This window comes from Methylocystis suflitae, assembly GCF_024448135.1.
Classification (GTDB): Bacteria; Pseudomonadota; Alphaproteobacteria; order Rhizobiales; family Beijerinckiaceae; genus Methylocystis; species Methylocystis suflitae.
In genome coordinates, this window is the sequence record NZ_JAMRYX010000085.1 from 60545 (window position 1) to 73453 (window position 12909).

At 64.0% G+C, this 12909-nt stretch carries 12 protein-coding genes; 7 read left to right on the forward strand and 5 right to left on the reverse strand.

Annotation, left to right across the window (positions count from 1 at the left end; genetic code table 11):
• Positions 1–21: 21 nt before the first annotated feature.
• Positions 22–1302, reverse strand: a complete 1281-nt coding sequence (locus tag NEI07_RS07070) for a cell wall hydrolase (RefSeq protein ID WP_256033656.1) — start codon at positions 1300–1302, stop codon at positions 22–24.
• Positions 1303–1459: 157 nt separating this feature from the next.
• Positions 1460–1876: a secondary thiamine-phosphate synthase enzyme YjbQ gene (locus NEI07_RS07075; RefSeq protein WP_014890629.1), complete on the reverse strand. Its 417-nt coding sequence runs from the start codon at positions 1874–1876 to the stop codon at positions 1460–1462.
• A gap of 107 nt (positions 1877–1983) precedes the next feature.
• On the opposite strand from NEI07_RS07075, the gene NEI07_RS07080 reads away from it, so the two are divergent.
• A complete protein-coding gene (locus NEI07_RS07080) occupies positions 1984–2655 on the forward strand; it encodes a Crp/Fnr family transcriptional regulator (RefSeq protein WP_256033658.1) in 672 nt (223 codons plus the stop codon).
• Positions 2656–3057: 402 nt separating this feature from the next.
• Complete coding sequence (locus NEI07_RS07085) at positions 3058–3225, forward strand: hypothetical protein (protein WP_170162532.1); 168 nt, start codon at positions 3058–3060, stop codon at positions 3223–3225.
• Positions 3226–3284: 59 nt separating this feature from the next.
• Here the strand turns inward: NEI07_RS07085 and ppdK are convergent, their stop codons facing one another.
• Complete coding sequence (gene ppdK, locus NEI07_RS07090) at positions 3285–5963, reverse strand: pyruvate, phosphate dikinase (protein ID WP_256033659.1); 2679 nt, start codon at positions 5961–5963, stop codon at positions 3285–3287.
• Positions 5964–6184: 221 nt separating this feature from the next.
• Here ppdK and NEI07_RS07095 point away from each other — a divergent pair, with 221 nt between their 5' ends.
• On the forward strand, positions 6185–6373 hold the full coding sequence (locus tag NEI07_RS07095) for a DUF1192 domain-containing protein (protein WP_256033660.1): 189 nt from the start codon (positions 6185–6187) through the stop codon (positions 6371–6373).
• 121 nt (positions 6374–6494) lie between these two features.
• Positions 6495–8291: an aspartate--tRNA ligase gene (gene aspS, locus NEI07_RS07100; RefSeq protein WP_256033661.1), complete on the forward strand. Its 1797-nt coding sequence runs from the start codon at positions 6495–6497 to the stop codon at positions 8289–8291.
• Positions 8292–8296: 5 nt separating this feature from the next.
• Here the strand turns inward: aspS and NEI07_RS07105 are convergent, their stop codons facing one another.
• A complete protein-coding gene (locus NEI07_RS07105; RefSeq protein ID WP_256033662.1) occupies positions 8297–9334 on the reverse strand; it encodes a COG3904 family protein in 1038 nt (345 codons plus the stop codon).
• 65 nt (positions 9335–9399) lie between these two features.
• Between NEI07_RS07105 and NEI07_RS07110 the strand changes: the two genes are divergently transcribed.
• Positions 9400–10980, forward strand: coding sequence for a CoA transferase (locus NEI07_RS07110; protein WP_256033663.1), 1581 nt, complete (start codon positions 9400–9402; stop codon positions 10978–10980).
• A gap of 16 nt (positions 10981–10996) precedes the next feature.
• Here the strand turns inward: NEI07_RS07110 and NEI07_RS07115 are convergent, their stop codons facing one another.
• Positions 10997–11314: a PepSY domain-containing protein gene (locus NEI07_RS07115; RefSeq protein ID WP_256033664.1), complete on the reverse strand. Its 318-nt coding sequence runs from the start codon at positions 11312–11314 to the stop codon at positions 10997–10999.
• Positions 11315–11553: 239 nt separating this feature from the next.
• On the opposite strand from NEI07_RS07115, the gene NEI07_RS07120 reads away from it, so the two are divergent.
• Positions 11554–12195: a 50S ribosomal protein L25/general stress protein Ctc gene (locus NEI07_RS07120; protein ID WP_256033666.1), complete on the forward strand. Its 642-nt coding sequence runs from the start codon at positions 11554–11556 to the stop codon at positions 12193–12195.
• Positions 12196–12259: 64 nt separating this feature from the next.
• A complete protein-coding gene (gene pth / locus NEI07_RS07125; protein ID WP_256033667.1) occupies positions 12260–12865 on the forward strand; it encodes an aminoacyl-tRNA hydrolase in 606 nt (201 codons plus the stop codon).
• Positions 12866–12909 lie beyond the last annotated feature (44 nt).

Genomic DNA, 12909 nt, shown 5'->3' on the forward strand with positions numbered 1-12909 from the left:
CTGAATTGTTCCCTACAGCTCCTACGTCTGTCCCGGCTTCAGCCGGTAGAAAATATGCCTGCCGATGACGTCCATCTTTCTGAGCGCGCGCGCCCAGCGCGGATGGGCGTAATTGGCATGATAATGCGTCGAACGGCCGACGTCGGAGATGTAGGTTCGACCGACCATGACCTCCTTGGCGACGCGCACCGCCTGTTCCCAGGCGTCGCCTTCGGTGATGCGGAGCGACTTGCCTTCGCAGGCGAAGGAGAACTGGCAGCCGCGATAGTGGCGCCGGTTCTGATAGACGACGCCGCAAACGCTCGACGGGTAGAGGCCGCTCTGGACACGGTTGAGCACGACCTGGGCGACGGCGGCCTGCCCGGCCTCGGGCTCGCTGCGGGCCTCGAAATAGACCGCTTCCGCCAGGCAGCGAGCCTCGCGGCCAAGCTTTTCCGGATCGATCGAAGCGGCATAATCAGGACGTGACGCGCCCAAATCCTTCCCTGGCGTCGACAGCGCCAGCGTCGCGCCGGGGAAAGACGACACTTCGATGGGCACGGCGTCCGGCTGCGCCGGCGTCGACGACCCCAGCGCGGCGGCGCGCGGCGTCTGCGGGGATGCGCCATGAAGGGCGCGTTCGGTGAGCGCCTCCCGCCCAATGTCGCGAGGCGCGTCGGCGCCGGTCGGCGTCGAGATCGACGAACTCTGCGCCGGCGAGGCGGCCGCCATCGACTTTTGCGTCGTCGCCGGCTCTGGCGCGGCGGAGCCCGCGTCCGCCTCTTCGAGCGCTTCGTCGCCCGGGGTTTTGCCGCGCGGCGCAAGCGGCGTCGCCGTCGGCCGCGTCGACTTGCCCTCAAGGCCGAAGGAGAGCGGCGGCGATTCGCTCAGCCCCAAATTCGCCGGCTGCGGCCGGCGGGTCTCGAACCCAGGCCGCATGGCGACCACCGGATCGCCCTTATGGCGCCGATCGACCTGGGGAAAATGCTTCACATCGGGCTTAAGATCGACGTGCGGCTCGCGCTCGTCGAGGACTACGCCCTCCTCCGGGCCGCCGACGATAAGGCGCGCCTGCTGGATTTGGGCGCGCGTTTGGCCATAGAACCCGTAATCGCCGCTTGCCGCCTCGCTGAAGCCGAGCGTCAGCGCCCCTGGCGCGCGCGCCGCGAGCGGAGAAACGCGCCAATCGGCGACGGGGTCCTGCCCGGCGACCGCGGTGAAGGAGACCAGCACGCCGACGCCGAGCGCCCATGGCGCCGTTACGCTAAAGACCCAGGGCGCAACCCCTCTGCGCACGAAACGCGTTCTCGACTGACGACGCATAGACTGATCCATGTGCGACGGCGCGTCTGGCAAGGCGCCGCGATTTGCGCCGCTCCGCCCCGGATGCGATCCTTCGCAAAATCTTATCGTTCATTAGCCTTGCGGAACCGTTGCCGGCGCGGCGACGCGATCGTGCCAGAATGACGCAGCGGCGCGATCATTCGCCGATCAGATGCAGCGCGACCTCGCGCCGGTGCGGCCGCCGGCGGTGCTCGAAAAGAAAGACGCCCTGCCAAGTTCCAAGCGCCAGCGCGCCGCCAATGAGGGGGATCGAGAGCTGCGTCTGCGTGAGCGCGGCGCGAATATGCGCCGGCATGTCGTCGGCGCCTTCCGTATCATGGGCGTAATCCGCGCCTTCCGGCGCGAGCCTTGCGAAGACGGCTTCGAGATCGCGCAGCACGGTGGGATCGGCGTTTTCCTGAATGAGCAGCGACGCGGACGTATGGCGACAGAACGCCGTCGCCAGCCCCTGCGTCATGCGGGCGCCGCGGGCAAAGTCGCGGACGGCCTCGGTGAATTCGTAAAATCCGCGCCCGGATGTGTCGATCCGCAGGATTCGGCTCGTTTGTCGCATGGAGCGAATGTGCGAAAGCGCATGGGAAAGTCCAGTCCCGCACGCTTTTTGAACGCTTGTCTTGAATACGCGCAAAGGTTAAGCGCGGCGTAAGGATGGAAGCTGAAATGTCGGAACTGATCGATACGCTAATGAGCTGGGCTGCGTCGGATACGGGAAAGACGGTCGGCGCGGCGGCGCTGACGGCGCTCGCCTGGGCGGAAGCGTCGACGGTCGTCGGCGCCGCTTACATGAAGCGGATGATCCCGCTGCGCATCACGGCGATGCTCGGCAATGTGCTGGGCGTGACCTTGGGGCTCATCATCGCCAGCCCGCCGACGATCGCCAAACATGCGATCAACCTGCCGCTCAACTTCACCCGCATGCGCGAAATGCGCAAGCTCATCGCCAGCGTGCGGGAAGCCAACGGCACCGACTTGAACATCGAATGGCTGAAGCCCTTCATGCATCCGCGCACGCTGCGAGCCGGCGAAGCGGTCTTCCTGAAGGGCGACGACGCCGACGAGGCCTTCGTCGTCGTCGAAGGACGCGTTGAAATCGTCGAACGCGGCGCGATTCTCTCGCCCGGCGCGATTTTCGGCGAGATGGCGCTCTTTACGACCCACGGCAAACGCACCGCGACGGCGCGCTGCATCGGCGACGTCAGTCTGCTCGTCATCACCTATGAGCAGTTCGAACAGCTTTATTTTCAAAACCCCGAGTTCGGCCTGTATCTCGTGCGGCTGATCGTGCGCCGCTTCGAGATGAACCACCGCGACCAGGAGCTGGAGAGCGCGTAAGGCGGGGTGAAGAAGCAGCCAGCGTTTCGAACTTCGACGACCCAGCCAACGGCAGGCGATCAAGGCTCTCTCAGCGCGTCATGCCCGCGCTTGTCGCGGGTATCCACGCGAGGCCGCTGCGCGTGGTGGCGGCGTGGATGGCCGGGACAAGCCCGGCCATGACGGCGGAAAGTCGACGCGTTACATCGTGACCCCAAGAGTAGCCAAGCATCTCTCGCCAAACTGCTGGCGCTGAATCTGCAGCGCAGCGTATAAAGCAATGGTTTAGCTGACATTCTTTGAACTTGACCGCTTGATTTGAGGCCGGGCGACGCCACATCCGGGGCATAGCAAAGCCGCACGCGAAAGACGGCGTTAACGCCCCATCGCGGCGTGGCTTTTCAGCATCGAGGAGGGTCTGATATGGCGCTCGCAGTGCACAGTGGTGCGGAACTCGGCAAGATCATTATGTGGGTCGCGGCCTTTGCGTTCTTCGTGGTGGTTGCGCTGACCTGGGTTCCAGATTGGATCGCGCCGCAAGGCGAACAGGGCGCGCCCGAAGTCGGCCGCACCGTGAAAATGATCAAGTAAGAAAGTCGATGGAAACGAAAGGCGCCGCTCATCTGCGGCGCCTTTTGTATGGAACGTCCTTAGGCCGTGCTCGACGCCTTTTCGCCGAGCGCCGCCTGCGCCGCGGCGAGCCGCGCGATCGGCACGCGGAACGGCGAACAGGACACATAGTCGAAGCCGATCTTGTCGAAGAAGGCGACCGACGCCGGATCGCCGCCATGCTCGCCGCAAACCCCGAGCGTAATCGTCGGATTCGCCGCACGGGCGCGGTCGCAGCCAAGCCGCACAAGCTCGCCGACGCCTTCCTGATCGATCGTCACGAACGGGTCGGCCGGCAGCAGCCCCTTTTCAAGATAGGCGTTGAGGAAGGAGCCCGAATCGTCGCGCGAAATGCCGAGCGTCGTTTGCGTCAGGTCGTTGGTGCCAAAGGAGAAGAAATCCGCCGATGGCGCGATGTCGCCGGCGCGCAGCGCCGCGCGCGGCAGTTCGATCATGGTGCCGACGTGATAGTTCGGCCTGATCCCGGTCTCGCCCTCGACGAGCTTCGCCATTTCGGCGACGCGCGCCTTGACGAGATCGAGTTCCGCGCGCGTGAAAACGAGCGGCGCCATGATCTCGATGTCGACCGGTTCGCCCGTCGAAAGACTGGCTTCGATCGCCGCCTCGAAAATCGCACGCGCCTGCATGTCGACGATCTCTGGGAAGATGACGGCGAGCCGCACGCCGCGAAAGCCGAGCATCGGATTGAATTCGGAAAGCTGCGCGGCGCGACGGCGCAGCTTCACCGGATCGGCGCCCATCGCCTTCGCCACGGCGGCGATCTCGGCATCCGAATGCGGCAGGAATTCATGCAGCGGCGGATCGAGCAGACGGATCGTGACCGGCAGGCCCGACATGATCTCGAAAAGCTGCTTGAAGTCCTCGCGCTGCATGGGAAGCAGTTTCGCCAGCGCGAGGCGGCGCCCTTCGGCGTCATCGGCGAGAATCATCTCGCGCACCGCGACAATGCGCTCGCCTTCGAAAAACATGTGCTCAGTGCGCGCGAGGCCAATGCCTTCGGCGCCGAAACGGCGCGCGGCGCGCGCGTCTGACGGCGTTTCGGCGTTGGCGCGAATCTTCAAACGCCGCTTCTGGTCCGCCCAGGACATCAGCACGGCGAATTCGCCGGTGAGCTCCGGCCGCTGCATCTTCACCTCGCCGGCGATGACCTGCCCGGCGGAGCCGTCAATGGTGATGCGATCGCCCTTGCCGAAGCGCTTGCCGGCGACGGTAAAGCTCTGGTCCTCGTAGTCGATGCGCAGCGCGCCGGCGCCGGTGACGCAGGGCTTGCCCATGCCGCGCGCCACGACGGCGGCGTGCGAGGTCATGCCGCCGCGCGCGGTAAGAATGCCTTCCGCCCCATGCATGCCGCCGATGTCTTCGGGACTCGTCTCGATGCGCACGAGGATGATTTTGCGGCCGTTCGAGGCGAGCTTTGCGGCTTCTTCCGGATCGAAGACAATTTCGCCCACAGCCGCGCCCGGCGAGGCGGGCAGACCCGTGGCGAGAATATTGCGCTTCGCCGCGGGATCGATCGTCGGATGCAGCAATTGTTCGAGCGACTGCGGCTCGACGCGCGTGATCGCCTCATCCTTGCCGATGAGGCCTTCGCGGGCCATGTCGACGGCGAGTTTCAGCGCCGCGCGCGCTGTGCGCTTGCCGGCGCGCGTCTGCAGCATCCATAATTTGCCGCGCTCGACCGTGAACTCCATGTCCTGCATGTCGCGGAAGTGGCGTTCGAGCTTGTCGGCGTATCCCTTGAATTCGGCGAAGATCGCCGGCATCGCCGCTTCGAGTGAAATCTTCTCGAAGCCAGAGGCGTGGCTCGCCGACTGGGCGATCGGTTGCGGCGTGCGAATGCCGGCGACGACGTCTTCGCCCTGCGCATTGATCAGATATTCGCCGTAGAGCTCGCGCACGCCGGTCGAAGGGTTACGCGTGAAGGCGACGCCGGTCGCCGATTGCGCCCCCATATTGCCAAACACCATCGCCTGAATATTGACCGCGGTGCCCCAGCTTTCGGGAATGTTATGCAGGCCGCGATAGACGATGGCGCGATTATTCATCCAGGATGAAAACACCGCCTTGATCGCGCCCCACAATTGCTCGCGCGGATCCTGCGGGAAGCTCTTGCCGGCCGCCTGTTGGACGATCGCCTTGTATTGCGCGGCGACCTTGCGCCAATCGTCGGCGGTCAGCTGCGTATCGAGCGCGAAGCCCTTACTCTCTTTGATTCTCTCCAGCGCTTCCTCGAACTCGTGATGCTCGACGCCGAGCACGACGCTAGAATACATTTCGATGAAGCGTCGGTAGCAGTCCCAGGCGAAGCGTTCGTCGCCGGCGTTGCGCGCGATCGCTTCCACGGTCTCGTCGTTGAGACCGAGATTGAGCACCGTGTCCATCATCCCGGGCATTGAGGCGCGGGCGCCCGAACGCACGGAGACGAGCAGCGGCTGCTGCGGATCTTCGAAGGCGTGCCCGGCGACGCGGCCGATATCGGCAAGCGCTGCGTCGACCTGCCCGGCGAGATCGGCGGGAAAGGTCTTGCCGTTGGCGTAAAAATAGGCGCAGACCTCGGTGGTGATGGTGAAGCCGGGCGGCACTGGCAGTCCGAGCGCCGCCATTTCAGCCAGATTGGCCCCTTTGCCGCCCAAAAGCTCTTTCATCGACGCCGATCCCTCGGACCGACCGGCGCTGAAACTATACACCCACTTGGTCATACCTATTTCGTCCGGAAAGAGAGGCGGGCGCGGGACGCGCCGCGCCTTGGCGGTCTTGGACGCTTCCGGCCGCGCCTAGCGGCCGCCGACGCCCCGCCTGCGCGGTTCATCAAGCGCGCCGGAAGTTACGCTCAAATGACGCGCGTCCACAAGTTGGCGCTTGAGTCCTCGGGCGCTATTTTGGCCAGTGATCGAAGAAATCCAGCCGAGGTCGCGCGGTGATGAAAAGCGAACAGGATGACGCGCCGCGTCCGGCGGCTTTCGAGATCGGCCAGCCGCTCGATCTTCTGTCCGTCGCCGAACTCGACGAACGCATCGAGCGACTGCGGCTAGAGATCGCCCGGCTCGAGGCCAAGCGCGCGGAGAAACAGGCGGCGAGCGCGGCGGCGGAAGCGTTCTTCAGGAAATAGCGCTGCCGCCCGGCGGGGCTCGGCTTGACAGCCGACGATGGCCCATGCCCTTTCTGCGCGCGAAAACGCCCGATCGTTCCGGGATCCCGTTCTTTTACACCTCCACCCCATGAGCCGACCCTTGCATCGCTACCGTTCGCATAATTGTGGCGCGCCCAATGAGGCGCTCGTCGGCCAGAAAATCCGACTCTCGGGCTGGTGCCATCGCATCCGCGATCACGGCGGCGTGCTGTTCATCGACCTGCGCGATCACTACGGGCTGACGCAATGCGTCGTCGATCCCGATTCGCCCGCTTTTGCGCAGGCGGAGAAACTGCGCTCCGAATGGGTGGTGCGGCTCGACGGCGAGGTGCGCAAGCGCCCCGCCGGCACCGAAAATCCCGACATGCCGACAGGACAGGTCGAGGTTTACGTCAACGAAATCGAGGTGTTGGGCGCCGCCGCCGAATTGCCGGTGCCGGTCTTCGGCGACCAGCCCTATCCGGAGGACACGCGCCTCAAATATCGCTTCATCGACCTGCGGCGCGAAAAGCTGCACCAGAACATCATGCTGCGCGGCCGGATCATCGACTCGATCCGCATGCGCATGAAGCAGGCGGGCTTCTTCGAGTTCCAGACGCCGATTCTGACCGCTTCCTCGCCCGAGGGCGCGCGCGACTTTCTCGTGCCTTCGCGCCTGCATCCGGGGAAATTCTACGCGCTGCCGCAGGCGCCCCAGCAGTTCAAACAGCTCATCATGGTCGCCGGCTTCGATCGCTATTTCCAGATCGCGCCCTGCTTTCGCGACGAGGACGCGCGCGCCGACCGCTCGCCGGGAGAATTCTACCAGCTCGACGTCGAAATGAGCTTCGTCACGCAGGAAGACGTGTTCGGCGCGATCGAGCCGGTGCTGCGCGGCTTGTTCGAGGAGTTCGCCAACGGCAAGGCGGTCACGCAGAAATTTCCGCGCATTTCCTTCCGCGAGTCGATGCTCAAATATGGCACCGACAAGCCGGATTTGCGCAACCCCCTGCTCATCGCCGACGTGTCGGAGGAATTCGCCCGCGAAGACGTGAGCTTCAAGGCGTTCAAAGGCAAGACCGTGCGCGCCATACCCGCGCCGGGCGCCGCCGCCCAGCCGAGAAGCTTCTTCGACAAATTGAACGACTGGGCGCGCAGCGAGGGCGCGCCGGGGCTGGGCTACATTGTTATGAGGGATATTCCGGGCGAGGAACCGGATTCTATGAGGGGTTATACGGGTCCGATCGCAAAGTTCATGACGCCGCATGTCATTGATCGCATCTTTGAAAAATGTGGCGCGACGGCCGGCGACGCTGTGTTCTTCTCCGCGGGAGAAGAGACCGCCGCCGCACGTCTCGCCGGCATGGCGCGCATCCGCATCGGCGACGAACTCGGCGTATCGAAGAAAGACGTCTTCGAATTTTGCTGGATCGTCGACTTCCCGATGTATGAGTGGAACGAGGACGAGAAGAAGGTCGACTTCTCGCACAATCCCTTCTCGATGCCGCAAGGGGGCATGGAGGCGCTGGAAAGTCAGGACCCGCTCACCATCCTCGCCTACCAATATGACATCGTCTGCAACGGCGTGGAGTTATCGTCCGGCGCGATCCGGAACCATCGTCCCGACGTCATGAAAAAAGCCTTCGAGATCGCCGGCTATGGCGAAGATGTGCTGATCGAGAAATTCGGCGGCATGTATCGCGCCTTTCAATATGGCGCGCCGCCGCATGGCGGCATCGCGCCAGGGGTCGACCGCATCGTCATGCTGCTCGCGGAAGAGGAAAACCTGCGCGAAGTGACGCTGTTCCCGATGAATCAGCGCGCCGAGGATCTACTGATGGGCGCGCCGTCGGAAGCGACGATAAGGCATCTGCGCGAACTGCACATCAGGCTGAACTTGCCGGAAAACAAGGCGTAGACGCGTTATGACAGCGGAGGCGGATCGCGGCGTTGGTCCGCGCCGCCCGGCCATCCGCCGCGCCGGAACGAGATCAGCATCGCCGCAAACATGGCGAGCGCGATCACGCCGAGCGCGCCGAGTTGCCCGATGGTAAGCGGAAAACGGGAATCGCTCGCGGTCGACGCCTCTCTGGCCGGCGCCGGCGCGACGACCTTAGGCGCAAGACCGAGCGCCGCCTCGGGCGGCTGCGCATCGGTCGCGAGCAATGTGTCGGCGAGACCCTGTCGCGACATCCAGACCATGCCGTCCGGCGAAGCCTTGTGCATGAACTCCACGACCTTCGCCGACGGTAGTCCCATCTCATCGAGATAGGCCGCGACCTTGCGATAGTCCTTCTCCGAGGTCGAATGGCGCCCGATGTGTGTGACCACGTCTTGCTCGCCGACGACGCGGGTCTGCTTCGAGATCACTTGGTCGCCTAGCGTCAACGTGCGCGTTTGGAGATAACGCACATGTTGCGTCTCGTCGTGCTCCGGAATGACCATCTTGTGCAGACCGACGCGCGCGTAAAGCGCGACGTGGCGCGCCTTGCCCGCCGCAAGCAGCAAGGGGCAAGCCGAGGCGCAATAGGCGCCGCTGATGGAGGGTCTGCCGCCCTCTACGACCGCCACCGCAGACTGCGATGTTTTCTTGGGCGCCGTGTTCTCTGCCGGCGGCTCGACGAGCGTGCGCGCGACGCTGACGTCGAGCCCTTTGGCGCGCAGCAAACGCCCCATTTCCATTGCGGCGACGACCACGCCGCCGCCGGAGCTAATGAGCACTTGCGGCTTTCGAGCGCCGATCTGTTCCAGCGCCTTGCGAAACAGAGCGGGCGTTTCCTTCACGATTGCCCCTTCCAAAGAAATCCATTCGGGGCAGTTCGAAGGACAATCCGGTCCCTCCCCGCGCACGATCAGGATGCGCATGGGCGGGCCAAAATCGGGCGCTTTCGGTCGCGCCTCGGCGTTAGAAACGTTCAGCGCCAGCCCGAGCGCCAGAATAAATATATTCCACTTAAACATTCGACGTCTCGCGACTCGCAATCATCAGATACAACAATAAAGTTTGCCGTCGCGCTAGATACGCCGTGCTCTACTTGGCCAAGCCGGCGGCGCGCGCCAAGGCCGCTAGAATTCGCATGCGGCTTCGATATCCACCCGGCGCGCTTGGCGGAGTTGTCGATTTGTACAGCCAGCGGCAAAAAGAAATTCTCGCGGCGATCACGCAGCGACTGAACCTACCTCAACATTCGTCGCAGATTCATGTCGATCAGACGCCTGGCTACGTCGACTCGCCCATCGAGGTTCATGACTTCGCCGTCGCGCTGATGGGCGCGATCGGCGCAACAATCGCCTCTATCGGCGAAAGTCGCGGCCTGGGCGCGCAGCAGGTGCGAATCGACCGGCGGCACGCCGGCCTGCTGTTCAATGAGATCGCCTATTTCTTTCAGAGCGGCTGGCAATTCGACATCAGCGCCGTCCATACAGCGGTGAATAATTTCTATCGCACCCGTGATGGACGGCGCATCTTTTTCAACGGCGCCTATCAGCATCTGCGCGACGGCATATTGCGCTATCTCGACTGTCCAAATGAGCGCGAAGCCATCGCCAAAAGCGTTACGCGCTTTGAGGCGCAGACGCTCGAGGACGAACTTTCCGCGCTCGGCCTCTGCGCGGCGATCTTGCGAAGCCCCGAAGAGTGGCGCGCGCATCCGCAGGGCCGCGCGATCGGCGATACGCCGCCGATCGAGCTTGTGCGGCAGGGCGACGCGGCGCCCGTTCCTTTCACGCCTGCCGCCGCGCGGCCGCTCGAGCGGCTCCGTGTTCTCGATTTCACGCATGTCGTCGCCGGACCGACGATCGGCAAACTGCTGTCGGAGCATGGCGCCGACGTCATTCACTGTCGCAACCCCTATCTCGACCATATTCTCGGCTTCGACATCGACACGTCATTCGGCAAGAAGACCGCCTATATCGACTTGCGCGCCGACGCCGATCGCGCCCGCGCGCTCGATCTCGTTCGCGACTGCGACGTTTTCGTGCAGGGATTCCGTTGGGGATCGCTGGCGAAGCGAGGATTTGCGCCGCAGGCTCTGTGGCGGATCAACCCGCGCTTGATCTACGTCGAGGTCAACGCCTACGGCTTTCAGGGCCCCTGGGCCGAGCGGCGTGGCTGGGAGCAGCTCGCTCAGGCCGCGACCGGCCTCGCCGCCATGCACAGCGATGCACTTGGCGAGCCGGCGCTCATTCCCGCCTATTTCAATGATTACGGTTCAGGCTGCCTCGGCGCGCTCGGCGTGCTCGCCGCGGCGCTGCGCCGCGCAGAGGAAGGCGGCCGCTGGATCGTCCGTGTGTCGCTCGCCGGGACGGCCATGCTCGGCATGCGTTTCGCCGCCAACGCGGAAGCGGCCGTTCCCATCAGCCAGGACGATCTCAATCATTATCTGGTCGATCAGGACTCCCCGCTCGGTCTGTTGACGCGGGTTGCGCCGGCGATTCAGCTGGACAAAACCCCACCCTATGTGGATCGCGCCGGAAGCTTTCCAGGCTCCTCAACGCTCGACATCGGGTGGGGGCCTGATGCTATCGCGCCACACGCGCCGCGGCACCGGCCAACGTCGATCTTCCGGCGCGGCGTCGCGCATATGCGCGGACGGCAAATCCTATGACCGCCCGAGAGGCGCGTTAATAGGTGTCGCGCCGGTTATCGCGCTTGTTGTAGCGTCCACTGCCATAATATTTGTTGTCTTCGAGCTCCTTGCCGGTCATCTTGAAATTGCGATCGAAGGTGAGATCGTAGCGCTTCCCGTCCTGACATTTCGCGTTGTCGACTTCGAATTTCCCGTCGTCGAATTCCATCTTGCCGCCGGAGCACTGCGCGTCCTTCATCGCTGAACGGATGCTGGATTTCTCTTCGCGGGTGAGCTGACGGTCGGCCTGAGCCGGCGTCGCCGCCAAGCCGACGAGTCCGAGAAGCGCGATGCACGTCATCAAAGTACGCATGTTGGAACCCTTTCTCTTGCAGCCGGAACGAAGCCGCGGCTGCGCCATGCCGCCCAAAAGGCCAGCGATCTGCGGCCATATGAGGCGCCGGCCGCTATCGGAAAGGGGTCAAATTGAATGTTTCCGGCCCTCCGCCTTGCCTCCCGTGGCGCGGTCCCCTATAAGCGCCGCGGCGCCTGCGTTTCCGACACCCCTGGAGGCGAAGCAGCGCCTTTTCTTTTGATTTAAAGGACACCGACATGGCCGAGACCAAGAAGCTCGCGGCCACGGTGCGCAGCGGGACAGGCAAGGGGGCCGCCCGCAGCGTTCGCCGTGAGGGCCGTATACCAGCAGTGCTGTATGGCGGCGGCGAAGCGCCGCAGCCGCTCTCGCTCGAGAAGAAGAGCCTTACTCAACTGATCTTCGCCGGGCACTTCCTCACGACGATCTTCGAGCTCGACATCGACGGCAAGAAAGAGCGCGCCATCCCGCGCGACTATCAGCTTGACGTCATCAAAGACACGCCGATGCACGTGGATTTCCTGCGCCTGAAGCCGGGTTCGCGGCTGCGCGTGCAAGTGCCGGTGCATTTCACCAACCAGGAAGCTGCGCCTGGCATCAAGCGCGGCGGCGCGCTCAACATCGTCTATCACACGGTGGAGATGTGGGTGCCGGCCGACAATATTCCGGAGGCCATCACCGCCGACCTGACGGGCATGGACTTCAATGATTCGCTGCATATTTCGGCGATTCCGCTGCCGGAGGGCTGCAAGCCCACGAATCCCGACAAGAATTTCACTGTCGCGAGCCTGACGCCGCCGGGTGGCGGCGGCGCCGAGGAGGCTCCAGCCGCGGCGGCTGCGCCTGCGGCCGCTCCCGCCAAGGAAGAAAAGAAGAAGTAAGCGCGGCGAAGCTTACCGTGATAATGGCCGGGTTCGCCCGGCCATTTTTATGTCAGAGGCTCACATGCTGCTCCTTGTCGGACTGGGCAATCCCGGACGCGCCTACGCCAAGAACCGGCACAATATCGGCTTTATGGCGCTCGAAGCGATCGCCAAGCGACACGGCTTTCCACAAGCGCGGGCGCGCTTCCAAGGCCTCGTCAGCGAAGGGGCGATCGGCGGCGTAAAGGTCATGCTGCTGCAGCCGCAGACCTATATGAACGAGAGCGGCCGTTCTGTCGGCGAAGCCGCGCGTTTTCACAAGATCGGCGTCGATGACATCGTCGTCCTTCACGACGAACTCGATCTCGCGCCGGCCAAATGCCGGATCAAGACAGGCGGCGGCGTCGCGGGCCACAACGGGCTGCGCTCAATCACCGCGCATATCGGCAACGACTATAAGCGGCTGCGGCTCGGCATCGGCCACCCCGGCGATAAGGCGCTGGTCCATGCTTATGTGCTCAGCGATTTCGCCAAAAGCGAGGAGCCCTGGGTGGCTGCCCTCTGCGAGGCGATCGCCGAAAACGCCGGACTGCTCGTCAAGGGCGACGACGCTGGGCTGCAGAACCGGCTGCACCTCGCCATGGATGCGAAGGGCTTTGGCGCGGTGAAGCGCGTCGGCGCGCAATAGGCCAGGCTCGTTCGCGCCACGCCCCCTCGGCAAAAGCGCTGAAG